The sequence below is a fragment of the Mesorhizobium sp. M1E.F.Ca.ET.041.01.1.1 genome (assembly GCF_003997355.1).
In the GTDB taxonomy this organism is placed as follows: Bacteria; Pseudomonadota; Alphaproteobacteria; order Rhizobiales; family Rhizobiaceae; genus Mesorhizobium.
The window spans coordinates 1-24,396 of record NZ_RZSL01000024.1 but is presented as its reverse complement, the minus strand read 5'-3'; the positions used below and the strand labels follow the sequence as shown (position 1 = coordinate 24,396).

General features: G+C 64.2%; 26 protein-coding genes and 1 pseudogene. 17 read left to right on the top strand and 10 right to left on the bottom strand.

The genetic code is table 11. From position 1 onward, the window contains the following. Window positions 1-377: neutral zinc metallopeptidase (locus tag EOA38_RS04360; protein WP_189434473.1), on the top strand; the 377-nt coding region annotated here is incomplete at its 5' end. Between the two features lie 146 nt (window positions 378-523). Continuing rightward, complete coding sequence (locus tag EOA38_RS04355; protein WP_126092465.1) at window positions 524-1,792, top strand: TCR/Tet family MFS transporter; 1,269 nt, start codon at window positions 524-526, stop codon at window positions 1,790-1,792. Window positions 1,793-1,807: 15 nt separating this feature from the next. Here the strand turns inward: EOA38_RS04355 and carA are convergent, their stop codons facing one another. Then, complete coding sequence (carA, locus tag EOA38_RS04350; RefSeq protein WP_127298556.1) at window positions 1,808-3,010, bottom strand: glutamine-hydrolyzing carbamoyl-phosphate synthase small subunit; 1,203 nt, start codon at window positions 3,008-3,010, stop codon at window positions 1,808-1,810. Window positions 3,011-3,282: 272 nt separating this feature from the next. Here carA and EOA38_RS04345 point away from each other — a divergent pair, with 272 nt between their 5' ends. Then, a complete protein-coding gene (locus EOA38_RS04345; RefSeq protein ID WP_126092467.1) occupies window positions 3,283-3,732 on the top strand; it encodes a GatB/YqeY domain-containing protein in 450 nt (149 codons plus the stop codon). Window positions 3,733-3,741: 9 nt separating this feature from the next. On the opposite strand, the gene EOA38_RS04340 is transcribed toward EOA38_RS04345, so the two are convergent. Further along, window positions 3,742-4,740, bottom strand: coding sequence for a hypothetical protein (locus EOA38_RS04340; RefSeq protein WP_127298555.1), 999 nt, complete (start codon window positions 4,738-4,740; stop codon window positions 3,742-3,744). Between the two features lie 284 nt (window positions 4,741-5,024). On the opposite strand from EOA38_RS04340, the gene EOA38_RS04335 reads away from it, so the two are divergent. Both EOA38_RS04335 and EOA38_RS04330 read left to right on the top strand, forming a co-directional pair. Next, window positions 5,025-5,735, top strand: a complete 711-nt coding sequence (locus EOA38_RS04335; protein ID WP_127298554.1) for a DNA helicase — start codon at window positions 5,025-5,027, stop codon at window positions 5,733-5,735. Window positions 5,736-5,788: 53 nt separating this feature from the next. Beyond that, complete coding sequence (locus EOA38_RS04330) at window positions 5,789-6,346, top strand: GNAT family N-acetyltransferase (RefSeq protein ID WP_127298553.1); 558 nt, start codon at window positions 5,789-5,791, stop codon at window positions 6,344-6,346. 24 nt (window positions 6,347-6,370) lie between these two features. Here EOA38_RS04330 and EOA38_RS04325 read toward each other — a convergent pair whose 3' ends face one another. Beyond that, window positions 6,371-6,757, bottom strand: coding sequence for a DUF983 domain-containing protein (locus tag EOA38_RS04325; protein WP_127298552.1), 387 nt, complete (start codon window positions 6,755-6,757; stop codon window positions 6,371-6,373). Between the two features lie 112 nt (window positions 6,758-6,869). Between EOA38_RS04325 and EOA38_RS04320 the strand changes: the two genes are divergently transcribed. Continuing rightward, entirely contained in the window at window positions 6,870-8,246 is a 1,377-nt protein-coding gene (locus EOA38_RS04320) for a PLP-dependent aminotransferase family protein (protein ID WP_189434470.1), read from the top strand. A 33-nt stretch (window positions 8,247-8,279) separates the two neighbouring features. Here EOA38_RS04320 and EOA38_RS04315 read toward each other — a convergent pair whose 3' ends face one another. The 3 genes from EOA38_RS04315 to EOA38_RS04305 form a co-directional block, all read right to left on the bottom strand. After that, window positions 8,280-9,461 (bottom strand): MFS transporter, encoded by a 1,182-nt coding sequence (locus tag EOA38_RS04315; protein ID WP_127298550.1) that lies wholly within the window; start codon window positions 9,459-9,461, stop codon window positions 8,280-8,282. 112 nt (window positions 9,462-9,573) lie between these two features. Continuing rightward, window positions 9,574-9,786, bottom strand: coding sequence for a DUF2061 domain-containing protein (locus EOA38_RS04310; protein WP_127298549.1), 213 nt, complete (start codon window positions 9,784-9,786; stop codon window positions 9,574-9,576). 138 nt (window positions 9,787-9,924) lie between these two features. After that, window positions 9,925-11,589, bottom strand: a complete 1,665-nt coding sequence (locus tag EOA38_RS04305) for a Na/Pi cotransporter family protein (RefSeq protein WP_127298548.1) — start codon at window positions 11,587-11,589, stop codon at window positions 9,925-9,927. Between the two features lie 363 nt (window positions 11,590-11,952). Between EOA38_RS04305 and EOA38_RS04300 the strand changes: the two genes are divergently transcribed. From EOA38_RS04300 to EOA38_RS04275, 6 genes are all read left to right on the top strand, one after another. Beyond that, the gene (locus EOA38_RS04300) at window positions 11,953-12,315 is read left to right on the top strand and encodes an RcnB family protein (protein ID WP_127298547.1); all 363 of its coding nucleotides are present in this window, start codon (window positions 11,953-11,955) and stop codon (window positions 12,313-12,315) included. 137 nt (window positions 12,316-12,452) lie between these two features. Beyond that, window positions 12,453-14,408: a DNA primase gene (dnaG, locus tag EOA38_RS04295; RefSeq protein ID WP_126092476.1), complete on the top strand. Its 1,956-nt coding sequence runs from the start codon at window positions 12,453-12,455 to the stop codon at window positions 14,406-14,408. Window positions 14,409-14,772: 364 nt separating this feature from the next. Further along, window positions 14,773-16,803 (top strand): RNA polymerase sigma factor RpoD, encoded by a 2,031-nt coding sequence (gene rpoD / locus EOA38_RS04290; RefSeq protein WP_126092477.1) that lies wholly within the window; start codon window positions 14,773-14,775, stop codon window positions 16,801-16,803. A 100-nt stretch (window positions 16,804-16,903) separates the two neighbouring features. After that, on the top strand, window positions 16,904-17,407 hold the full coding sequence (locus EOA38_RS04285) for a hypothetical protein (RefSeq protein WP_126092478.1): 504 nt from the start codon (window positions 16,904-16,906) through the stop codon (window positions 17,405-17,407). A 242-nt stretch (window positions 17,408-17,649) separates the two neighbouring features. Then, window positions 17,650-17,943 (top strand): GYD domain-containing protein, encoded by a 294-nt coding sequence (locus tag EOA38_RS04280; RefSeq protein ID WP_126092479.1) that lies wholly within the window; start codon window positions 17,650-17,652, stop codon window positions 17,941-17,943. A gap of 69 nt (window positions 17,944-18,012) precedes the next feature. Beyond that, window positions 18,013-18,393 carry a DCC1-like thiol-disulfide oxidoreductase family protein gene (locus tag EOA38_RS04275; RefSeq protein WP_189434467.1) on the top strand — a complete coding sequence of 127 codons (381 nt, stop codon included), beginning with the start codon at window positions 18,013-18,015 and terminating at the stop codon, window positions 18,391-18,393. A gap of 66 nt (window positions 18,394-18,459) precedes the next feature. On the opposite strand, the gene EOA38_RS04270 is transcribed toward EOA38_RS04275, so the two are convergent. After that, window positions 18,460-18,717, bottom strand: coding sequence for a DUF2798 domain-containing protein (locus tag EOA38_RS04270; RefSeq protein ID WP_126092480.1), 258 nt, complete (start codon window positions 18,715-18,717; stop codon window positions 18,460-18,462). Between the two features lie 266 nt (window positions 18,718-18,983). Between EOA38_RS04270 and EOA38_RS04265 the strand changes: the two genes are divergently transcribed. Together EOA38_RS04265 and EOA38_RS04260 are read left to right on the top strand one after the other, a co-directional pair. Beyond that, window positions 18,984-19,652, top strand: coding sequence for a PadR family transcriptional regulator (locus tag EOA38_RS04265; protein ID WP_126092481.1), 669 nt, complete (start codon window positions 18,984-18,986; stop codon window positions 19,650-19,652). 142 nt (window positions 19,653-19,794) lie between these two features. After that, the gene (locus EOA38_RS04260) at window positions 19,795-20,085 is read left to right on the top strand and encodes an HlyU family transcriptional regulator (RefSeq protein WP_126092482.1); all 291 of its coding nucleotides are present in this window, start codon (window positions 19,795-19,797) and stop codon (window positions 20,083-20,085) included. Window positions 20,086-20,171: 86 nt separating this feature from the next. Here EOA38_RS04260 and EOA38_RS04255 read toward each other — a convergent pair whose 3' ends face one another. Continuing rightward, complete coding sequence (locus EOA38_RS04255; RefSeq protein ID WP_126092483.1) at window positions 20,172-20,810, bottom strand: FMN-dependent NADH-azoreductase; 639 nt, start codon at window positions 20,808-20,810, stop codon at window positions 20,172-20,174. A gap of 112 nt (window positions 20,811-20,922) precedes the next feature. Between EOA38_RS04255 and EOA38_RS04250 the strand changes: the two genes are divergently transcribed. After that, window positions 20,923-21,870: a LysR family transcriptional regulator gene (locus tag EOA38_RS04250; protein WP_126092484.1), complete on the top strand. Its 948-nt coding sequence runs from the start codon at window positions 20,923-20,925 to the stop codon at window positions 21,868-21,870. Here the strand turns inward: EOA38_RS04250 and EOA38_RS04245 are convergent. Continuing rightward, window positions 21,812-22,438 (bottom strand): TetR/AcrR family transcriptional regulator, encoded by a 627-nt coding sequence (locus EOA38_RS04245; protein ID WP_126092485.1) that lies wholly within the window; start codon window positions 22,436-22,438, stop codon window positions 21,812-21,814. The two genes, EOA38_RS04250 and EOA38_RS04245, sit on opposite strands and share 59 nt — an antisense overlap. A 65-nt stretch (window positions 22,439-22,503) precedes the next feature. Here EOA38_RS04245 and EOA38_RS04240 point away from each other — a divergent pair, with 65 nt between their 5' ends. Continuing rightward, on the top strand, window positions 22,504-22,992 hold the full coding sequence (locus EOA38_RS04240) for a VOC family protein (protein ID WP_127298546.1): 489 nt from the start codon (window positions 22,504-22,506) through the stop codon (window positions 22,990-22,992). Here the strand turns inward: EOA38_RS04240 and EOA38_RS04235 are convergent. Continuing rightward, window positions 22,952-23,899, bottom strand: coding sequence for a trypsin-like peptidase domain-containing protein (locus EOA38_RS04235; protein WP_126092487.1), 948 nt, complete (start codon window positions 23,897-23,899; stop codon window positions 22,952-22,954). The genes EOA38_RS04240 and EOA38_RS04235 overlap by 41 nt on opposite strands. 225 nt (window positions 23,900-24,124) lie before the next feature. Between EOA38_RS04235 and EOA38_RS04230 the strand changes: the two are divergent. Next, window positions 24,125-24,396, top strand: a pseudogene (locus EOA38_RS04230) (serine protease); the annotation flags it as partial.

Below are 24,396 nucleotides of genomic sequence, written 5' to 3'. Positions count from 1 at the left end.
ATGTGGTTGCGCATGAGGTCGGCCACCATGTGCAGAACCTCACCGGCATCATGCAGAAGTTCAACCAGATGCGGCAGGGCATGGGCGAGGCCGAGGCCAACCAGATGTCGGTGCGGGTGGAGCTCCAGGCCGACTGCTTCGCCGGTGTGTGGGCTCACTACACCGCGCAGAAGGGCGTTCTCGAACAGGGCGACATGGAAAGCGCGCTGAATGCCGCCAAGCAGATCGGCGACGACACGCTGCAGAAGAAGATGCAGGGCTATGTCGTTCCGGAAAGCTTCAACCATGGCACCTCGGCGCAGCGGCAGACCTGGCTGGCGCGCGGCTACAAGAGCGGCAAGCTTTCGGACTGCGATACTTTCAACAATCCGGTCTGAAGCGGCGACACACGGCCGGGGTCTTTGGCCGTGCGCCTGATGTCAGGATGAGGCAGTTGCGGTCGTTCGCTTATTGTTCCAGGCGAGAAGCTCGCCTATAAGGTGCGTCCCGCCCGCGCCCCAGGGCGGCCGAGGAGCTTATCACAATGATCGACCCGAAGACCGCCAAGCGGGGCCTTGCGCTCGTTTTCACCACGCTTTTGCTCGACATCATCGGCTTCGGCATCATCATGCCGGTGCTGCCGGCCTATCTGCAGGAGCTGACCGGCGTCGGCGTCAGCGAGGCGGCGATCGAGGGCGGCTGGCTGTTCTTCGTCTACGCGGCCATGCAATTTTTCTTCGCGCCGGTCATCGGCGGCTTGAGCGACCGCTTCGGCCGACGGCCGATCCTGCTTGCCTCGGTGCTCACCTTTTCCATCGACAACCTGATCTGCGCCATCGCCTGGTCCTATCCGATGCTGTTCATCGGCCGGATCCTCGCCGGCATTTCCGGCGCCAGCTACTCGACGACGTCCGCCTTCATCGCCGACATCTCCACCGACGAGAACCGGGCCAAGAATTTCGGCCTGCTCGGCATCGCGTTCGGCGTCGGCTTCGTCATCGGCCCGGTGCTCGGCGGGCTGCTCGGCACGTTCGGGCCGCGCGTGCCGTTCTATTTCGCGGCCGGGCTTGCCTTGGTGAATTTCCTGATCGCGATGGTCTTCCTGCCGGAGACGCTGGACGCGCAGCATCGCCGCCGCTTCGAATGGAAGCGGGCCAATCCCGTCGGCACGCTCATCCAGATGCGCAACTATCCCGGCATCGGCTGGATCGGGCTCGTCTTCTTCCTGATGACGCTCGGCCACATGATGTATCCGGCGGTGTGGTCCTTCGTCTCCAGCTACCGCTACGGCTGGAACCAGCAGCAGATCGGCTTCTCGCTTGGCGCCTTCGGCCTGTGCGGCGCGATCGTCATGGCGACCGTGCTGCCGCGGGTCATCCCCAGGCTCGGCGAGTGGAAGACGGCGGCGATCGGCTTGTCCTTCACGGCGCTCGGCGCCTTCGGCTACGCGTTTGCGACGCAAGGCTGGATGATCTACGCGGTTATCGTCGCCGGCTGCCTGGAGGGGCTCGCCGACCCTCCGCTCAGGAGCCTAGCCGCCGGGAAGGTGCCGCCTTCGGCGCAAGGCGAGTTGCAGGGCGCGATGACCTCGATCTTCTCGATCACCTCGATCGTCACGCCGCTTATCTACACGGCGATCTTTTCGTGGTTCACCGGCCCGAACGCGCCGGTGGTGTTCGGCGGGGCGCCTTATGTGCTCGGCGCTGTTTTCCTCACGCTGGCGGTGATCGTCTTCGTGACGAAGGTAGCCAAGCCGACACCGAAGGAAGTCGAGCGCATGCATGCGCAGGAAGCGGTGACCGACGCGGCTTGAGGCACGTCGTTCTCGTCAGGCGCGTTCGGCCAGCGCCGGCTCGCCGCGCCGCTCGCGGATGAGGTTGACGAAGCGGCGGAAGAGGTAGTGCGAATCCTGCGGGCCGGGCGATGCCTCGGGATGGTGCTGGACCGAGAACACCGGCCGGCCGGTCAGCGCGATGCCGCAATTCGAGCCGTCGAACAGCGAGACATGTGTCTCCTCCACGCCCTCGGGCAGCGAGTCGGCGTCGACGGCGAAACCATGGTTCATCGAGACGATCTCGACCTTGCCGGTGGTGTGATCCTTGACAGGATGGTTGGCGCCGTGGTGGCCCTGATGCATCTTCTCGGTCTTGCCTCCCAGCGCCAGCGCCAGCATCTGGTGGCCGAGGCAGATGCCGAACACCGGAATATCGGTCTTCAGCAGATCCTGGATCACCGGTACGGCATATTCGCCGGTCGCTTCCGGATCGCCCGGACCGTTGGACAGGAAGATGCCGTCCGGCTGCATGGCGAGGATTTCTTCCGCGCCGGTCTTGGCCGGCACGACGGTGACCTTGGCGCCAAGGCCAGCAAGCAGGCGCAAGATGTTGCGCTTGACGCCGTAGTCTACGGCCACGACGTGCATCGACGGCTCGTCCTGCTCGCCGAAGCCCTTGTTCCAGACCCAGGGCGTCTCGTGCCAGAGCGAAGACTGGCCCGAGGTGACTTCCTTGGCGAGGTCGAGGCCGATGAGGCCCGACCAGGCAGCGGCACGGCGCTTCAGGTCGTCGAGGTCGAAGACTCCATCGGGCGCGTGCGCGATGACGGCGTTGGGCATGCCTTTCTCGCGGATCAGCACGGTGAGCGCGCGAGTGTCGATGCCCGAAAGCGCGACGATGCCGCGCTTCTTCAGCCATTGGTCGAGATGTCCGGCTGCCCGGTAGTTGGACGGGTCGGTGACATTGGCCTTGAAGATCGCGCCAACGGCTCCGGCGCGCGCCGCCGGGTTGAGGTCTTCGATATCCTCGGCATTGGTGCCGACATTGCCGATATGCGGGAAGGTGAAGGTAACGATCTGGCCGGCATAAGAGGGATCGGTGAGGATCTCCTCGTAGCCGGTGAGCGCGGTGTTGAAGCACACTTCGGCGACGGCCGATCCGGTGGCGCCGAGACCGCGGCCCTCGATCACCGTGCCGTCGGCAAGCACCAGAAGGGCGGTCGGCTTTTCGGTGGCCCAGGGGGCGGTCGTGGCCATGGCGGCACTCCTAAGAGGCTGCTTTTCAGATCATCCCTTTAGAAGGACGACCCGCGCAGCAAACCACGCGCGGCGGCGAATTCGCGAGCCTGCGCGCAACCAGATTTTCAGTTCATGCGAGGCTCAGTACATAGGGGAAGGCGCCAAAGCGGTCAATGACGCTTCCTGCGAACGGAATCGATTTATTTCGTCGAGCAATATCAATAGCTTGCCGAGATTTGCCTTGGACGTCCGGCAAAGCTATTGTCCGCCGCGATCGAAGGAGAAGCACGATGCGCGAGAAAATCGCCGAATCCATGAAGAGCGCGATGAAGGCGCAGGACAAGCACCGCCTGCCGACGCTGCGGCTGATCCAGGCCGCCATCCATGACCGCGATATCGCCAATCGCGGCGCCGGCAAGCCGGCGGCGAGCGAGGAGGAGATCCTGCAGATCCTCGCCAAAATGGTGAAGCAGCGCGAGGAATCAGCGAGGGCTTTCGAGGACGGCAAGCGTCCGGAACTGGCCGCGCAGGAGCGCGGCGAGATGGAGATCATCCGCGAGTTCCTGCCGAAGCAGCTCGACGATGCGGCGATCATGGCGGCCGCGCGGGAAGCGATTGCCGTCACCGGCGCGGCCAGCCAGAAGGACATGGGTAAGGTGATCGGCGCGCTGAAGCAGAAATATGCCGGCCAGATGGACTTCGCCAAGGCCAGCGCCATCGTCAAGGGGCTGCTGCAGTAGAAGACTGCCTCAAGGCCCCCTGCAGATCGGCACGGGCTGCGGCGGCGGTGACGGGTGATCCTGCTTGTACTGCGCGATGATCGGCTCCAGCGTCTTCTTCGGCCAGAATTTCGGGGCACCGATCTCCTTCAGGCAGGATGCGTTCCAATAGAGGCCGGCGCTCGACAGCGATTGCCTTGACGCCGCTTTCCGCGCGATCGCCGCGATATCCCGCGACTCGGGGTAGACGTAAAGCGTCGTCGGATTGTCCTTGATCATCGGGATGATCAGTTGCGCGTCCGACGGCGACCAGCTGGTGCAGCCATTGCTGCGGCCGCCGGCGTAATTCACCAGCTTGCCGAAGGGCACGAAGCCGTCATGGTCGGCATAGGAGCTTTGCGGCTTCTTCAGAAGACACATTCCTCGCAACAGGGCGGCGGGATGTCCGCCGATCACGCGCTGCCTGGCGTTCGCGGTTTCGCCTTCGCCGTCGAACTGCACGAAGCTGCGCATGAAAACCGCGTCCTGTTTCGCGGCGGTGCGATAGTAGCCCTTGAACGACGTCTTCGTATCGGCGGTCATGTAGGCGCCGCCGGCCGTCAGTTCGGAATCCATCGCATTGCCGAAATTCTTCGCGCAACGCCTGCCGTTGGAAAAATCCGCGACGCCCTTCAGGTTGCGGCCGCCGCCGTGGCCCGCCGACACCGCGCGGAACGATTGCTCGGCCTCGCAGATGATGTAGTAACGGCGTCCCAGCACGCTATTGCCCAAATCGCCGGGACGGGTCGCGTCCATGGCGAAGTAGCAGGGATTCTTGACGGAACCTTCGCTCACCTTTTTCAGGTAGAGCGCCCGCGCCCGTTCCAGGACCACTTGCGCTATCTGGCCTTCGCCTTCGCCGACATGGGCCTGCAGCCAGGCTGGAACGCTTGAGGATCGCGCGAAAGATCGGGCTGACATCGTCAGGGCGATGGCAACGGTGAAAAGGCAGAGAACAGCGACACCCAGCGGAACAGATCTCAACCGCACCGGATTAATTCCCCTCTCGAACCGTTATCGCTTGTGGTGAATCACCTGCGCCAATCATAGAAGGCCTCGCGCCGATCGGCGAAACACTTCTGGTTTAGCGCTCCCCGAATATCCGTGATTTTTCGGTCCGCTCGTGTTGGGCTATCATCTGATTCCGGCGTGCCCACGCCTCCTCCCTCCATTGGGAAAGCATCGTCCATGCGGGGCATTCGATCACTCAACCAACTGTTCGAGCGCAAGGCATAAGGAGGGGTTGCGAAGACTGCTCGCCAGGAGGTTTTTCGATGCGGCTTTCCGCGCCCGTCTATCATCTGAAGCGCCAGGCCAGGCTCCTTTCACGCAGGGAAGGAGTGCCGCTTCACCAGGCCCTCGATCGGGTCGCTGCCGGGGAAGGCTTCGCCAGTTGGAGCCTGCTCGCTGCCAAAGCCGCCGAGGCGACACCCGCCAGCAGCCTGCTTGCGCAACTCGCGCCTGGCGACCTCGTGCTGGTCGGCGCCAGGCCGGGCCAAGGCAAGACCTTGATGAGCCTCGAGCTTGCGGTCGAGGCGATGAAGTCCGGCCGACACAGCGTGTTCTTTACGCTGGAGTATTCGCACACGGACATTCTGGATCGGTTTCGCGCCATCGGGGCCGAGCCGGCGCTCTTCGACGGCCTGTTCGAATTCGACAATTCGGACGCCATCTGTGCCGACTACATCATCGGCAAGCTGCGGACGGCGCCTCGCGGGACGCTAGCGGTCATCGACTATCTGCAACTGCTTGACCAGAGGCGCGAGAATCCGGAACTGATGGTCCAGGTTCCGATGCTGCGGTCTTTCGCGCGCGACAGGGGACTGATGCTGGTCTTCATCTCGCAGATCGACCGGTCGTACGATCCGTCCAGGAAGTCGGTTCCGGATCTTGACAATGTCCGGCTGCCGAACCCTTTGGATTTATCGCTTTTCGACAAGATGTGCTTCCTGAACAAGGGCGAAATCCGCTTCCATGCAGCTTGAGAGCAATCCTTGCCGCGGCTATGTCTGCCCTCTCTGCAAGAGGACGCCGGACCATGGTCGAAATCGTCAAGCCCGCGCTCGAGCACCTGCCGTCCTACAAGGCGGCGCTGGAGCGCGGCTGGTCGCCCGACAATGTGCGGCTGCTGGAGGCGACGCGCGAGCAACTCGCGGCCATCGAGGAAGATCCCGTGGCATTCCTTGCCAGCCTCGACGACCCACAAGCGAAAGGGCCGCCCATCACCTTGCCGGACGGGAGCCAGGTGCCGCGCCTGCCAGGTTTCCGGCGTTGGATCTGGGACGGCGAGGCCGCCGGCTCGATCGGTCTTCGCTGGCAGAAGGGCACGTCGGCGCTGCCGCCGCACGTGCTCGGCCATATCGGCTACGCCGTGGTGCCCTGGAAGCGAAGCCGCGGCTACGCGACTGAAGCGCTGCGGCTGATGCTGGGAGAGGCGAGGGCCGTGAGTCTCGACTATGTTGAGATCACCACGGACCTCGACAATCCCCCTTCGCAGAAGGTGATCCTGGCCAATGGCGGCACGCTGGTCGAGCGATTCTTCAAGGTTGCCGCCTATGGCGGCGCCGAAAGTCTGAGGTTCCGGATCGATCTTTAGGGGCGCCTGCCGGCAAGTGGTGGGCTACTCACCAGGCGTGGCCAGCCGCCCTTCCTCGGCCTTGTAGTAGAACTGGCTCGCCACGAGCCAGCCTTTCAGCGGTCTGAGCGGCGGTATGCAGGTTGCCAGGATTATGGGCACAGAAACGAAGGCGTGGAACCACATGGACGGCTCGAAGGTCACCTGCGCCCAGACTGCGAACAGGACGGAAGGGACGCAGGCGAAGCAGATGACGAAGAAGGCAGGGCCGTCCGCCGGGTCGGCAAAGGAATAGTCGAGCCCGCAGACGTCACATTTCGGCGCCAGCTTCAGAAATCCGTCGAACAGCCGGCCTTCTCCGCAACGCGGGCAGCGGCCGCGGACGCCGACCCGCCATGGCTCGAGGTGGGGATAGTGCGCGTGATCTTGCATCGTCGTCACTCCAGAGACCTCGCATGGCGTCGATCGGCCTTGAGGTCACTCATGCATACTAGTATCATGAATGTATGCATACAATGCGACAAAATGTATGGACAGAGGTGGCATGAGCGGCGAGAACGACCTCAACTGGCTTTCTCCCCTGGAGGAGGGCCCCCGGCCGATCTATCTCAAAATCGTCGATGCGCTGGCGGCTGCCCGTTCGAGCGGTCGGCTGCAGCCGGGGGACAGGCTGCCGCCGCAGCGGGATCTCTCCCGCTTCCTTGGCGTGGATTTGACCACCGTCACCAGGGCGTTCACCGAAGCCCGGCGGAGGAACCTGATCGATGCGACGGCCGGTCGCGGCACCTTCATCACGCCCGGCGAGCCGGAAGAGCCGATCCTCGATCTGAGCATGAACATTCCGCCGGCGCCCTCGGGCCTCAGCCTGCCGGCATTGATCCGGACCGGCATCGAGGGACTGCTCAAGCGCTCAAGCGCGGAAGCGCTGCTTTCCTACCATCCCGGCCCAGGTTCGCCCGTCGAACGCGCCGCCGGCTCGTTGTGGCTCGCGGCCGCCGGGGACCGCATGCCGGCCGAGCGCATGGCTGTCGGTTCTGGGGCGCAGGCGCTGCTTGCGGCAATCCTGCTGTCGCAGACCCGCGAGGGCGACACGATCCTTACCGATGCGCTGACCTATCCCGGCCTGATCGCGCTGGCAAAGGCCACGGGGCGGAAGCTCGCCGGCGTCGACGGTGACGATGACGGCATGCGTCCCGACGACCTGGAGGAAGTGGCGCGACGGCATGGCGCCCGCGTCCTCTACCTCAACCCGACGCTTCACAACCCCACCGCGCTCACCATGCCGGAGGACCGGCGCCGGGAACTGGCGCGGATGGCGGGCAAGCTTAACCTTTTGATCGTCGAGGACGATCCCTACAGCCCGTTGCTGACCGTTTCCCCGCCAGCTTTCCTCAGTCTGGCGCCGGAGCGGACCTTCCATGTCGCGACGTTGGCGAAATGCCTCTCGCCTTTCCTGCGCACGGCCTTCCTGGTGGCGCCTGATGCGGAAACCTTGGAGCCGATCGCGGCTGCGATCCGGGGCACCACGATGATGGCGCCGCCGCTGATGACGGGCCTCGCCTGCGAATGGGTGCGAAGCGGCCTCGCCGGTGAGATCGCCGCCGCCGTGCGCGCCGAAGCGCAGGCCAGACAGGAGATGGCACGCCAAATCCTGCCCGCGGGTTTCGCCTCGGCGGAAACCAGCCTGCATCTTTGGTACCCGCTCGAAGGGCAACTGCGCTCGTCAGAGCTTGGCGACGCAGCCAGGCGCCGCGGATTGGCCATCAGCCCGGCGGTGGAGTTTTCCGTGGTCCCCGGTATCGCCGATGGCCTGCGCCTGGCGCTCGGCGCCGCACCCAGCCGCGAAAGGCTGGAGGAGGGCCTGCGCGGCTTGTCGTCGATCCTTGCCGGCGGCTCCGGACATTCGCCGCCTGCGGTCTGAGGCGGTACACCGACAACGAAGGTGCCTGGCGCTCTATTCGGCGGCAGCGGGCAGCGGCGGCGTCGCGCGGCTGCGCCATTCCCACGCCTGGGAGGCCAGCGCCACAAGCACGGCCACCAGCATGGCGAAAGCGCCGGCGACCGGCAGGCTGCGATAGCCAAAGCCGGCATTGAGCATCGCCGCGCCCAGCGAGGCGGCGAGCGCGATGCCGACATTGAAGCCGGACGGGATGAGCGAAGAAGCAAGGTTCGAGGCATCCGCGGTCCAGGCGAGGATGCGGGTCTGGATCGGCGCGCCGATGGCGAAGTTGAGGCCGCCCCAGATGACGATGGCAACGACCATCGGTACCGGATAGGGGCTGATGGCGTAGATCGCGGCCAGCATGACCGCTTGCAGGAAGAGCATGGCGATCAGCGACGGCATCAGCTTCCAGTCGGCGAGCTTGCCGCCGAGAAAGACGCCGATCGTGGCGCCCACGCCGTTGAGCAGCAGCACCCAAGGGATCAGGCTTTCGTCGAGGCCGGTGACTTCGAGCAGCGTCGGCGTGATGTAGGTGAAGAGGCCGAATTGGCCAATCATCAGCATGAGCATGAGGATCAGCGAGGTCCAGACCTGCTGGCGACCGAGCACGCGCACTTCACGCGACAGGCCGGCGGGCCGGTTGGCGGCGCCTGCGGTGCGCGGCAGCAACGCGGCCATGGCGACGATCGCGACGACGCCCAGCGCGCACATCACCCAGAAGGTCGCCCGCCAGCCCCAGAAACCGCCGATCGCGGTGCCTGCCGGCACGCCGATGACGTTCGAGACAGTGAGCCCCGAGAGGATGACCGCCACGGCCCGACCGCGCTGGTCTTCGCGCACCAGGCCGACCGCGACCACCATGGCGACGCCGAAATAGCAGCCATGCGCCACGGCCGTTGCGATACGTAGCAGAAGCATCGAGGTGAAATCGGGCGCCAGCGCGCAGGCGGCCTGGCCGAGGGTGAAGGCAATCGTCAGCCCGATGAGCAGCGGCTTTCGCGAGACCCTGCTGGTTGCAAGCGCCAGAAGCGGACCGCCGATCGCAATGCCGCAGGCATAGCCGGAGACGAGATAGCCGGCGGTGGGCACGGAAACGCCGAGGCCTTCCGCCACCTCCGGCAGCACGCCGGCGATGACGAATTCAGTCGTGCCGAAAGCGAAGGCGGCAATGAACAGGGCAATCAGCGGCAGCATGGCGCAAAGGCTTGAAATGAATGCAGGGCGTCAAACCATGGATACGTGCTGCCGGCAATGCAGAAATTGTCGACGCCGCTTTAGCTTTTCTTGAGAGGGCTCAACTGCGCCTTCACGCATCGGCTATCCTGCGCCCATATGGGATCTTCAGCCACGCCCGCTCGTGCAGATAATAGAGCAGCGACTTGGTGGCGACTTCGGTCAGGCCGATAGCGGCAGCAAGCTTGATGCTGCCTGTGACGACGAGCGAGATGATCATCGTGTCGATGGTGCCGGTGGCGCGCCACGAGAGCGCCTTGACGAAGCTGCGCGAATGGGTATCCAACAACTATCCTCCCGGTGGGCCCGATCCGATGCTTAGCCGACGGATGGCTGGAGGAGCAAAGACTAATTTTTCCGCTTTTGGCGCCGACGACGGAACCCTGTTCCCAAGTTGATGTCACAGCCGCAATTTTGCGGCTTGCTATCCGGCCTTCAGCCGCGAGCCGCCGAGCAGTCCGCGTTCCTCGAGCACGGGATAGGCCATGGAGGCGAGCAGCGAGTTGATCTGCTTGAGGTCGCGGATGGTGTCGAGATGGATGGAACTGGTCTCGACGCTTCTGGCCGTGCCGTCGCGCAGGCGTACGAAATGGCTGGCGCTGGTCTCTTTCTCGCGCTCGCGCAGCAGGTCTTTTTCCAGCACCAGTTGGCGGGCCGTTTCCGGGTCGCGCGACACCAGCACGTTGAAGGCAAGCCGCGCGTTGGCCAGCACCGAGGCATGGAAGGCGCTAAGCTCGCGCCAGCCTTCGGGCGTGAACTCCAGGCCGCGCTCCAGCTTTTTCCTGACATGCACCAGCATGTTGCGCACGATGATGTCGCCGACCTGCTCCAGCTTGACGCAGGCGCCGATCAGTTCCTGGCAGCGCAGCGCCTCGTCCTCGCTAAGCCGGTTCTTGGTGACCTTGGCGAGATAGAGCTTGATCGCCGCGTGCTTCCGGTCGACGCGGTCGTCGAGTGCCGCGAGCGCCTTGATCTTGTCGCTGTCGGCGCTCTCGTAGAGCTCGATGATGCGCTTCAGCATGATCTCGACCGTCTCGCAGACCCGCACCACTTCGCGGGTGGCGTTGGCCAGCGCCTGGCTCGGGGTGTCGAGCGCGCTCTCGTTCAGCGCCGACAATTCGACGACATCGAGCGCCGCCGCCGGTTCGGGCTTGGCGCCGAGCGCCACGATGCTCTCGGAAGCACGATAGACGAGGCCGGCGAGCGGCAGGCCGGCAAGCAGGATGATCACGTTGAACAGGATATGGGCGTTGACGATCTGGTCCGGCCCGGTCGCGCCGAGAAAGCCGACCGGCGGCTTCAGCGTCATGAACAGGATCAGCATGATCAGCGAGCCCATGCCGCGCATCAAGAGATTGCCGATCGGCACCACGCGGACGCCTGGATCGGCATTGCGGGTGAGCAGCGGCGCGATGATCGAGGAGCCGAGATTGACGCCGAGCACCAGCACGATGCCGAGCTCCGGCGGGATGAAGCCGCGGCCGGCCAGCGTCACCATCAGCAGCACGGCGGCGATGGAGGAGTGGAACAGCCAGGTGATGAGTGCGGCCAGCAGATAGGCCGTCACCGGATCGCCGGAGAAATAATTGACGATCATCGGCATCAGCGTGCTCTGGCGCAGCGGCTCCGAGGCCTGGCCGATCATCTCCAGCGATAAAAGAAGCAGGCCGATGCCGACGAGGATGCGGCCGAACTGGCGCCAGTCGCGCCGCTCGGTGGCCATGAACATGACCGTGCCGGCGACAAGGCAGACCGGCACCAGAAGCGACAGGTCGAAGGTCAGCAGCTTGACCACCAGCGCCGAGCCGATCTCGGCACCGCGTACGGCAAGCTGCCCGGCGGCGCCCGATACGATGCCGGCGCCGGCGAACGAGCCGACCAGCAGCGTGACGGCGGTGGAGCTCTGCAAGGCGATCGCGAGACCGCAGCCGGCCAGCACCGCCATCAGCGGATTGCGCATGGTGGCGCGCAGCCTGTGACGCAGCACGTCGCCATAGGCGCGTTCGACGCCGGTCTTCACCATACGGGTGGCAAACAGCATCAGCGCCACTGCGCCGGCAAGGTGCAGAAGGACGACGGAACCGCTCATGCCGGACCTCGCGACGAGGCGGCAAGGAAGCGGGAAAGGGTGCGAATCGCGAGCATTTCGAAGGTCAAGACTACAGCGGTTTACATTAGCCGGATAATAAATTTTGCCCGATGCGACCGACGTTCGGCACGCGACGGCGTGTGTCGGAAATGGATAGAGGGCACATTGGTTGCATGCGGCGCGGGGATCGGGCGGCGGCCGTCGCGCGCGGGCCGAGCCGACGGTCGTTTCAGTTTCCTATGATTGTTGAATTTTCTTATATAAGAGCTGGAAATCATTACAGAATTGTAATCCAAGTGTTCAGTTTCGGTTCATGCGGGCACGGCTATCTCCTTGCCTATCGACAACCAAGGAGCACCGACCATGAAGCGTCTCATACTTTCCGCCGTTACCGCCGCGATGCTGGCCGCCACGGCCTTTTCGAGCCAGGCCGCGCCGCTCGTTCAGCCGACCGCGCCGCAGGCGAACTACACCCGGGTCGACTGGCAGAAGCCGGGCGTCGTGAAGAAGAAAGTCGTGGTCAAGAAGAAGGTGATGGTTAAGCGCAGCCATTGGCGCAACGGCCAGAAATATTCCAGCTGGAAGCGCCATCAGGCGGTTCGCGACTGGCACCGCTATGGACTGCGCCGGCCCGGCCCCGGCCAGGAGTGGATCCGCGTAAGCAACGACTACCTGCTGGTCAGCATCGTCTCCGGCATCGTCTTCGGCGCGATCGCCGCGCACTGATCCGGCAACGATCCGAACACCAGGAAGGCGGCCGCTTGGCCGCCTTCTCTTCATCTGTGAAAAGCGGGTACGATGGGCTTTAGGAGTCGTCGCGCCCGGGCGGCTCGATTATATGGAGGGTAAACGAGCCTTTCCCGATGCGCTTTCCGCCCGCTTTCCTCGACGAGATACGCGACCGTGTGCCGATTTCCCAGGTGATCGGCCAGCGCGTCTCCTGGGACAGGAAGAAGACCAATACGTCGCGCGGCGACTATTGGGCCTGCTGCCCGTTCCATGGCGAGAAGAGCCCGTCCTTCCACTGCGAGGACAAGAAGGGCCGCTACCATTGCTTCGGCTGCTCGGTGACGGGCGACCATTTCAAGTTCCTGACCGAGCTCGACGGCATGAGCTTCCCCGAAGCGGTCGAAAAGATCGCCGAGATGGCCGGTGTGCCGATGCCGGTGCGCGACGTCCAGGAAGAACGGCGCGAGAAGGAACGCGCCAGCCTGACCGACGTCATGGAGATGGCGACGGTCTTCTTCCAGGAGCGCTTGCAGGGACCGGAAGGCGCAAAGGCGCGTGCCTATCTGCGCGACCGCGGCCTGACGCCGGCGACGCAGCAGTCCTTCCGGCTCGGCTATGCGCCGGACAGCCGCAACGCGCTGAAGGAATATCTTGCCGCCAAGGGCGTGCCGAAGGCCGACATCGAGGCCTGCGGGCTGGTGCGGCATGGCGACGACATCCCCGTCTCCTACGACTGGTTCCGCGACCGCATCATGTTTCCCATCCCGGATTCGCGCGGCAGGATCATCGCCTTCGGCGGGCGGGCGCTGGCGCCGGACGCTTTGGCCAAATACATGAACTCGCCCGAGACCGAGCTCTTCCACAAGGGCAATGTGCTCTACAATTTCGCCCGCGCCCGCAAAGCGGTGGCCAAGGGCGGCACGGTGATCGCCGTCGAAGGCTATATGGATGTGATCGCGCTGGCGCAGGCCGGCTTCGAGAACGTCGTGGCGCCGCTCGGCACTGCGCTTACCGAGAACCAGCTCGAGCTTCTGTGGCGCATGGCCGGCGAGCCGGTGCTTTGCTTCGACGGCGACCAGGCAGGGCTGAAGGCGGCGTGGCGCGCCGCGGACCTCGCGCTGCCGGCGATCCAGCCCGGGCGCTCGGCGCGCTTCGCACTGCTGCCCGAGGGCAAGGACCCGGACGACCTCGTCAAGATGGACGGTCCCGACGCCTTCCGCGCCGTGCTGGCGGAAGCGAGACCGCTTGCCGACCTTCTGTGGATGCGCGAGACGGCCGGCGGCGTCTTCGACACGCCCGAGCGGCGGGCGGAGCTTGAAAAGACGCTGCGCGAGCTCGCCGGCCGCATCCGCGACGAGAGCCTGCGCTACCACTATCAGCAGGAGATGCGCGAAAGGGTGCTGAGCTTCTTCGGCTCGCAGCGCGGCGCACGGCAAGGTCATCAGGGGGGACGCCAGGACGGCCGGCCGGGCGAGCGCGGCAGGAGTTCGGCGCCCGGCGGAGCGTTCGGGCGGGGTGCGGCGGCCGGCGGGCGCGCCGCCATCACCGAAAGCCTCGGCCGCTCGGCGCTGGTCAAGCGCGCAGGCGAGGGCATGTCGGTGCGCGAGGCGACGATCATCGTGGCGCTGATCAACCACCCGGCGCTGATCGACGAGAATTTCGCCCATGTCGAATTCCTCGACCTCGCCAATTCGGATCTCAGGCGGCTGCACGCCGCCATCCTCGATGCGATGGCGCATGACGCGGCCGATGATCGCGACGCGGTCATCGCCACGGTCGAGCGCGCCGGCTGCGGCGCTATCTGGGAGCGTGCGGTGGCGCTGATCAAGCGGGCGAGGCAGTGGCCGGCGCTCGAAACCGCAGCGCTTGACGATGCCCGCGACGCCTTCAACCAGGCGCTGCACTTGCAGCGCAGCGCCCGCACATTACATAGAGAGCTGAAACAGGCGCAGGCGGCGCTCGATGCAGACCCTTCGGATGAAAACTTCCGGCATCTCGTCGAGATTCAAGCGCAATTCAACGATGTACAGGCAACGGAAGCGCTGATCGAAGGGTTCGGCGTTTCATCGGGCAGGGCTGGACGCGTTTAGGTCCGAACCTGCTCCAAAATGAAGTGGAAATGCGCAGGCGCGTCGAATCGACGCCTCTAAGTCGGGTAATTGATTCGCTTTTTTCATGCGAATCATGCCAGAGGCGCTTGACCTTCTGGCAGATTGGCGGAATCAGGACGATTCGAAACGTTAACCGTGCCCCGGCGTCGGCGGGAAATTTGAGCGATGTGAGGTGCTGGTCACTGGACAGGCATAACGCCTGCCACAGATACCAGGGTTAATCTGGACTTAACGAGAGATGCGGTTACTGGCCCGGCAAGAAGCGTTCTGTTGCGAGCGCATCCGGTATGACCGGTCCGGCAGCTTACGCGGTTGATATTCAGCCGCTTGGAGACGACAAAGAATGGCGACAAAGGAAAAGGAAGAGGTCGAGACCGAACGTGAGGGTGCCACCGATGGCCCTCTGCTCGACCTTTCCGATGATGCTGTCAAGAAGATGATCAAGGCCGCCAAGAAGCGCGGCTATGTGACCATGGACGAACTGAACTCGGTGCTGCCTTCGGAGGAAGTGACCTCCGAACAGATCGAGGACACGATGGCGATGCTCTCCGACATGGGCATCAACGTCGTCGAGGACGACGAGCAGGGCGAGGAGGCCGAGGCCGCCGACGCCGGCGGCGATTCGGAAGAGGACGCCAACGAGCTTGCCGAGCAGACCGGCACCGCCGTCGCCACCACGACCACCAAGAAAGAGCCGACCGACCGCACCGACGATCCGGTGCGCATGTATCTGCGCGAGATGGGCTCGGTCGAGCTTCTGTCGCGCGAGGGCGAAATCGCGATCGCCAAGCGCATCGAGGCCGGCCGCGAGACGATGATCGCGGGCCTGTGCGAAAGCCCGCTGACCTTCCAGGCCATCATCATCTGGCGCGACGAGCTCAACGAATCGAAAATCCTGCTGCGCGAGATCATCGACCTCGAGGCAACCTATGCCGGCCCCGAGGCCAAGCAGGCGCCGGTCGTCGAACGCATCGAGGAAGCGCCCAAGCCCGAGGAAAAGCCGCGCGGCCGCGCGGCAGCGCGCGACGAAGAAGACGACATCACCAATGTCGGCGCGGACACGCGCGGGCTGGAGGAAGAAGAAGACGACGAGGACGAGGCAAGCCTGTCGCTCGCCGCGATGGAAGCGGAACTGCGCCCGCAGGTGATGGAGACGCTCGACGTCATCGCCGACACCTATAAGAAGCTGCGCAAGCTGCAGGACCAGCAGGTCGAGAACCGTCTCGCCGCCGCAGGCACGCTTTCGCCCAGCCAGGACCGCCGGCTGAAGGAGCTGAAGGACCAGCTCATCAAGGCGGTGAAGTCGCTGTCGCTCAACACCGCGCGCATCGAGGCGCTTGTCGAGCAGCTCTACGACATCAACAAGCGCCTGGTGCAGAACGAAGGCAGGCTGCTTCGGCTCGCCGAAAGCTACGGCGTGCGCCGCGAGGAGTTCCTCAAGGAATACCAGGGCTCGGAGCTCGATCCGAACTGGACACGCTCGATCGCCAACCTGACGTCGCGCGGCTGGAAGGAATTCACCAAGAACGAGAAGGACGCGATCAAGGAGCTGCGCGCCGAGATCCAGAGCCTCGCCACCGAGACGGCGATCTCGATCCTGGAATTCCGCAAGATCGTCAACCAGGTGCAGAAGGGCGAGCGCGAGGCGGCTATCGCCAAGAAGGAAATGGTCGAGGCGAACCTGCGCCTCGTCATCTCGATCGCCAAGAAATACACCAACCGCGGCCTGCAGTTCCTCGACCTGATCCAGGAAGGCAATATCGGCCTGATGAAGGCGGTCGACAAATTCGAGTACCGCCGCGGCTACAAGTTCTCGACCTACGCCACGTGGTGGATCCGGCAGGCGATCACCCGTTCGATCGCCGACCAGGCGCGCACCATCCGTATCCCGGTGCACATGATCGAGACGATCAACAAGATCGTGCGCACTTCGCGCCAGATGCTGCACGAGATCGGCCGCGAGCCGACGCCGGAGGAATTGGCCGAGAAGCTTGCCATGCCGCTGGAAAAGGTGCGCAAGGTGCTGAAGATCGCCAAGGAGCCGATCTCGCTCGAAACGCCGGTCGGCGACGAGGAGGATTCGCATCTCGGCGACTTCATCGAGGACAAGATGGCGATCCTGCCGATCGACGCGGCGATCCAGGCCAATCTGCGCGAGACGACGACCCGCGTGCTTGCTTCCCTGACGCCGCGCGAGGAGCGCGTGCTCAGAATGCGCTTCGGCATCGGCATGAACACCGACCATACGCTGGAAGAGGTCGGCCAGCAGTTCTCGGTCACGCGCGAACGTATCCGCCAGATCGAGGCCAAGGCGCTGCGCAAGCTCAAGCATCCGAGCCGCTCGCGCAAGCTGAGAAGCTTCCTCGACAGCTAGGTCAGGCACCCTGATGGGAGAGGCGGTAGTCAGACGGCCCTTTCGCCGCCTCCTCCCAAGGGTCTTCATCTTCTGTCTATTCGGCTTCGCAATTCACTCATTGATCCTGCTTGAAGCCACGACTTTCGGCTATTCCTTCGTGCCGTCGCAGGCTTACGTGAGCAGCCACGATATGATCGCGAAATCGGTAGCTATACCGGTCGGCTGCTTGATTTTGGCTCTTTGCTGCCGAAAGTTTGCGAAGGACCTCCAAAGCCCGAACGTATCCGGCAAGACTCTCTTTCTTTCCGGGTTTGGTATTCTCGTGTTGCCTTTAATTTCCGGGGTTATTGTCCGCGCAACTATCCTGACTGTGTGCCCGCTCTGGTCGGCTGCCTTGATAGGGCAAAATACGCAGCTCGAATTTTCCGTCGATTATGTAGAAGGGCCGTCATTCCGCTGTCCGGATAGAGTGAACCTGGCGGGCATGCCAACAATGACCGGCACTCTATGCGGCGTTGCGGACGACTTTCGTAAGAAACTCTATCACGGCGTTCGGGTCGTATTGACCGGGCGCGGTACCGCGGACGGGCTTTTTGTGGCGGGAATTGATGTTGCTCACTAACTCGGGCGGGCGACACCCGATGAGGGTTGGCACCGCTGATAGGGAAATCAGTCCAGCAATTTGAAAGGGCGCCTCGGGCGCCCTTTTGCGTTTCCAGCCATCGCATTGCCGCCTTGCCGGGGCTACCCGACAGGAGGATACTTTCGCGGTCGGATGCATTTGTGGGCGACAAGCCGGATGCCCGCCCCGGCGCCGGCCTTGACGGCCAGGCGCCTGCTCCGTGGCCCCGGAGGAGGTGTGCCATGACAACCTACATCGTGCTTATCAACTGGACCGAATTGGGCGCCAGGAACGTGCGGGAGTCGCCGAAGCGGCTCGACGCCGCCAAGAAGCTGCTGGGGGAGATGGGCGGATCGTTCAAGGCATTTTATCTGACCATGGGCGAGTGCGACATGGTCGCCATCGTCGAGGCGCCGGACGATGCGGTGCTTGCCCGTTTCGCGCTGATGCTGTCCTCCGGCGGCAATGTGAGGACGCGGACAATGAAGGCGTTTCCGGAATTCGCCTATCGCGAGATCATCAGCTCGCTCGGGTGACGCTCCGGCTAAGGCATGGACCGGCGCGGCCATTGCGCGGCCGCGCCGCATTCCCGATAAAGTCATTCCATGTCCAAGCCCCTGCTGACCGTCTGGTACAACACGCGCTGCCCGGTCTGCGATGCCGGCATCAGGCGCCAAAGGCGGCGGCTGATCGAGGCGGTCAGGGCCGGTCGCATCGAATTCCGCGACATCAATGTCGAGCCGGCAGCACTTTCCGCGTTCGGCGCTTCGCTGGAGGACATCCGCCGCCGGCTGCATGCGACCGATGCCGGGGGTAGGCTGCTGGTCGGCGCGGATGTGGCGATCGCGGTCTGGCGGATAACACCGGGTGAGGGCTGGCTGGCGACACTGTTGGGCAACCCGATCGCGCTGCGGCTGACGCGCCTTGCCTATGACCGCTTCGCCGATCTTCTCTACGCCTGGAACCGCCGCAAAGGCCGCTGGTAGCCGAGTTTCGTCTGCCTGCTCTCCATGGGGAAGGCCCGAATGCATTGCGGGCCTTCCCAGCACCGGTCACTTGGCCGCCGGCTCGCACAGCCAGCCGACGATGCGGCGCACCACGGGCAGCACCAGCAGCAGGGTCGGAAACGCCACCAGCCAGGACAGGCCCCAGGCGGCCAGCCAGATGGCGGGCAGGTTGGGATGAAGGCCGAGGCTCTTCAGCGTCGAGATGAACGAGACGATGAAGGTCATCAAAAGCGACAGCACCAGAGGGCTGACGACAGAGGCATAGCGCGCAGGCAGCTTCCTGCGCCGATTTCTTGCAGTCATTGGGATTTTCCCGAAACATCGGTCCGTCGCATGGCATCCTCTTGCCGGCTCTCGGCATATGCCCGGAAGGACCGGGGTGGATGCGTTGCTTGACGTCAGACGCTTACGGAGCGGTCGGCGACCCTCGTGGGGCGTTCTAGCGGCTGGCTCTCATGAAATCAATCCGGCTGGCGGCGCTTTTAGATACATCGTAAGATATATCTTGACTCGGTGGGGATTGCGACCTAATTAAGATATATCGTAAGACATAACTCAAGGAGCAATCCATGCACAGACACAGTCATTTCGGCGAGCGCATGTTCATGCATATGGCCGGTCGCTTCGGCGGCCGCGGCGGCGGCTTCGGGCCGTTCGGGCAGGGCATGCGCGGCGGCGGCCGCGGTGGCCCCGGCGATATGTTCCGCGCTGGCCGCATGCTGGCTGATGGCGATCTCAAGCTGATCACGCTGTCGCTTCTGGCCGAGGCGCCACGCCACGGCTACGACATCATCAAGGCGCTGGAGGAGCGCACCAGCGGCATCTACAGCCCGAGCCCGGGCGTGGTCTATCCGACCCTGACTTTCCTTGAAGAGGCTGGCTATGCCGTCTCGTCCAGCGAAGGCAACAAGAAGGTGTTTTCGATCACCGAGGCGGGCAGGGCGCATCTCGAGGAAAACCGCGAGATGATCGACCATGTGCTCGACCATCTCGAGCGTTTCGGCCGCAAGATGGCCAAGGCGCGCGACTGGTTCGGCTGGGGCGACGACAGTGAAGACGGCGGCCGGCGCGGCCGCCATGAAAAGCGGGATGAAAAGCGCGACCGCTTCCGTGCGCTGCGCCACCGGCTGCGCGCCGCGCTCAGCGATATCGTCGATGCGCCGGAAGACAAGCAGGCCGAGGCGATCAGCATCCTGGAAGACGCCGCCGCGGCGCTCGAGGCCCTGACGCGCCACTGAGCGGGGCAGGCTTGAGGCGGCTGTTGCTCGCCAAGCCAAGGGATCCCGAAAACCGCTGCGCACTTTTCGGGATCATGCTGTAGTGAAAATCGTCCTGCAACACGCTATGTGATGCAGGACGATTGCCGTTGGAGGATGCGCTATGTCTTTTCTGAAACGTCTTTTCGGCGGCGGTGGCGAGGCGAACGAGCCCGCAAGCGCGAAGCCGGCAAAGCAGGTCGAGCACAAGGGATTCCTGATCAGCGCCACGCCCTACAAGGCGGACGGCCAGTACCAGACCTGCGGCGTCGTCTCGAAGGAGGTGGACGGCGTGATGAAGGAGCATCGCTTCATCCGCGCCGACCGTTTCGCCGGTCTGGACGACGCCGTCGACATCTCGATCAAGAAAGGCATCCAACTCGTCGACGAGCAGGGCGAGAGGATATTCGGCTGAAGCCGGACCGGTATCCGGGATAACCGGCAAATGAAAAGGCAGGCGCCGGTGACGCCTGCCTTTTGCGTTTCTATCAGAACAATGGACTATGCCGCAGCGGCGACGGCATCGCCAGCCCTGGCGGCGATCGCGTCGACCTTGGCGGTCGCCCTGGCGAGCGCGGCGGTGACCGCATCGGCGCCCATGCCGACGCCTTCGACGCGGACGACCTCGACATCGGTCATGCCCAGGAAGGCGAGCACGCTGCGCAGATAGGGGATGGCGTGGTCCATCTGAACGGCCGCACCTTCCGAATAGATGCCGCCGGAAGCGAGCACGATATAGACCTTCTTGCCGGTGACGAGGCCCTTCGGGCCGTTCTCACCGTAAGCAAAAGTCTTGCCCGAGCGGGCGACGTGATCGACCCACGACTTCAACGTCGAGGAGATGTTGAAGTTGATGAAACCGGTCGCAAGGATCACGGTGTCGGCGGCAAAGAGCTCGTCGAGCACGGCGTCGGAAACCCCGACGACTTCGGCCTGACGCGGTGTGCGGGCTTCGGCCGGCGTATAGATGCCGGTGGCATAGTCGGGGTCGATATGCGGCAGCGGGTTGGCAACCAGATCGCGCACGACAAGCGTGTTCGACGGATCGGCGGCAACCAGCTTCTGAGCAAGGTCGGTAGCGACGCGGGTCGAATGCGAAGCAGCGCCGCGCGGGCTGGAGGTAACAAGCAGAATAGACATGGCGGTGTCCCCTTGGGGTTGGATTGAAACTTTCCCCGCCAATATGGGATTGCGGCTCTATCTGGAAAACTGGTATAGTTTGCATGGTATCCATCTAAAGTATGGATTGATCATGCAGCCCAATCCAACGCTCGACCAACTTCAGATCCTGGTGGCGGTGGCCGACACCGGCAGTTTCTCGGCCGCCGGGCGCAAGCTCAACCGGGCGCAGTCGGTGGTGAGCTACGGCATCGCCAATCTCGAAGCGCAGCTCGGCCTGAAGCTGTTCGAGCGCGAAGGTATGCGCGAGCCGCAGCTGACCGATGTCGGCAAGGCCATGCTGGAGGACGCGCGGCGCATGATCGGCGTCCTGCAGCGCATCCGCTCGCGCGCCGATGGCTATCGGCAGGGACTGGAGGCGGAGGTGACCGTATCGGTCGACGTGGCGCTGCCTTCGCCAGCCCTGGTGCGGGTGCTGAAAGCCTTCGAGGCGCAGTTCCCGGCGGTGATGCTGCGGCTTTATATCGGCTCGCTCGGCCTGATCGTCGATCAGGTCGTCAATGGCCAGTCAGATCTCGGCTTCGGCGGACTGATAGGCGATGCCGATGTCAATCTGTTGCGCATCGGTTTCACCTCGATGGTGCCGGCGGCGGCACCCGACCACCCGCTGACGAAACTGCCGAAACCTGTGGCCATCGAGGATCTGCGCGAGCATATCCAGCTCGTCGTCTCCGACCAGTCGGAGCGGACGCGCGGCCGCGACTATGGCGTCTTTGCCTACCGCACCTGGCGATTGACGGATGTGCGCACCAAGCACGCGCTGATGCGCGAAGGTCTTGGTTGGGGCGGCCTGCCGCGCTGGCTGATTGCCGACGATCTCGCCAGCGGCCGGCTGGTCGAGCTCGATCTCGAACCCTATCGCGAGGTGCGCTCGCCGCTCTATGCTATGCACCGCAGCGACCGCAGCCCGAAGCCAGCGGCGTCCTGGCTGATCGATGAGTTCAAGCGGCAGCTCGGCTGCTTCAACGAGCTGGAGCCGGGTGTTTGGACGGAGGAGGGGCCGGAGACAAGCCGTCCATGAGCGCTATAAGCACGGCGCGATAATCCTCCTCTGATGCGCCGGCCTCGATGGCAAGTGCTGCCCGGTCGAAGGTGGCGGCCAGCAAAGCGGTCAGTGCCTCAGCCGGTAATCGGGTCATCGCTCGCGCCCGCATCGCGGCGACAAGCCCCTCGCGCAGCGAGCGGTTGCCGTGGCGGTTGTCGATGTCGTCCATCGCCGCGCGGCCAAGCACGGCTGGGCCATCGAGCAACAAAAGCCGCGTGCGGCCGGGTGCGCGCATTGCCGCGAGATAGGCGTCGGAGCCGGCGATCAAGGCATCGCGGGCGGATAGCGACGGCGCCGAGGCGCGATCGATCTCCGCCGCCACTGTCGCTGCCTCCTGCTCGACGACAGCGGCGAACAACGCCTGCTTGTCGGCAAAGTGATGGTAGAGCGCACCGCGTGTCAGGCCGGCGGCGGCGGCGATCTCCGGCGTGCCGGTCTCGGCATAGGATTTCTCCGTAAACAGTCTTCGCGCTGCGCGGATCAGATCGGCCCGCGTCGCTTCGGTGCGGTCCCGATTGGAGCGGCGTCCAGACTCTCTTTGCATACATGCAGCCTGTATGTTATTGCACTTACATACAGACTGTATGTTATGTGGTAGGAGAAAGAAAGATGAAGACGACGAGCTACTATCCGGTGCTGATGACCGGCGATGTCGCGGGCACGGCGGACTTCTATATCAAGCATTTCCGCTTCGAGCCGCTGTTTACAAGCGGGTGGTATGTGCATCTGCGCTCGAGCGAGGACAGGCGGGTCAATCTCGGCATCGTCCAGGGCGACCACGAGACGATTCCCGAACAGGGGCGCGGACGGACCTCCAGCCTGCTGATCAATTTCGAGGTGCGCGACCCCGATGCGGTCTATGAGCGTATCGTTGCCGCTGGTCTGCCGGTCCTTCATACATTGCGCGACGAGCCCTTCGGCCAGCGCCATTTCATCACCAGGGATCCAAACGGCGTGCTGATCGACGTCATCAAGCCAATCCCTCCCAGCCCCGAATTTCAGGTGCAATTTGTAGAGGGATCAACGGCCAGCTGGGCGATAGCCGGTGACGGCGGGCCTAGCCGTTCCTTGCCACCGGCGTCACCACGACCTGGCTGACGCCGCTGCGGCGCACGACGGTGCAAAGCGTTTCGCGGCCGATGCGCTCGGCATCGAGCATGCGCACAAGGTCGTCGACGCCGGTGACCGGCCGGCCGTCGATAGCGGCGATGATGTCGCCTTCCTTCAGGCCGGCCTTCGCGGCGGGGCCGTTCTTCTCGACGCTGCGCAGACGCACGGCCGTGTTGGTCGAGACCTGCGACAGCAGCGCTGCCCGGCGCGGCAGATTGGTCGTGTCGGCCGAAACACCGATGAAGGCGCGGCGCACGCGGCCGAAGCGGATGATCTCGGAGATGACGAAATTGGCGGTGTTGGAGGCGACCGCGAAGGCGATGCCCTGCGCGCCGTGGATCATGGCGGTGTTGACGCCCATCACTTCGCCCGTCGACGACACCAGAGGCCCGCCGGAATTGCCGGGGTTGAGCGCGGCATCGGTCTGGATGACGTCGTCGATCAGCCTGCCGGTCGAGGCGCGCATCGAGCGGCCGAGCGCCGAAACGACGCCGGCGGTGACGGTCCATTCAAAACCGAGCGGATTGCCGATCGCGATCGCGATCTGGCCGCGGCGCAGGCGCTTGGAATCGCCGAGCGGCGCGACGTCGGCGAAGCTGCCGTCGGCGCGCACCAGCGCGATGTCGGTGTCGGGATCGCGGCCCAGCACATGGCCTTCGCGCGCGGCGCCGTCGGGCATCGTAACCCGCACGGCGCGCGCGTCGCCGACGACATGGAAGTTGGTGACGACCAGCCCGTCCTGGGCGATGACGAAGCCGGAGCCATGGCCGCCGGCGCCGATGCGCTCGATGCGGCACACGGCTGGGCCGATGCGATCGACGGCATCGGCGACGGTGGCCGAATAGGCGTCGAGCAGGGTGTCATCGGATTGGAGCTTTTCGGCGGCGAAGGCCATCAGCGTGTTCCCGTGTGATGTGGCGGAATGATGTTTTTCTTTTATGCGTGTCGTTGCCCAAAACCGCGCGGCGCTTTTGGGCGACACGCACTATATGTGCGGAGCGGCCGCATTTGCCGCGACCTGACCAGATGGCCAGTCCGGCAGCCGACTAGCCGTCAGGCGAGTACCAGCGGGCGCGTCATGGAGCGATATCTGGGTCACAGAACCCAGGAGATGATTGATATGAGCAACTTCAACCTCAGCGCATTTTCCGACGCCATTGCCGATGTCGCGGCAGCCGCTGCTCCGGCGCTGGCGAGCTTCGCAACGCATCACCACCGCACGGCCAGCGCCTTCCACTGGCGGGACGGCTACTTCGTCGCCGCCGAGGAGGCGGTCGAGGCCGGCGAGGAAATCGAGCTGACGCTGGCCTCCGGCGAAACCGTCAAGGCGGAACTCGTCGGCCGCGATCCTTCGACTGGCGTTGCCCTGCTGAAGCCGGCTTCCGCCCAGGC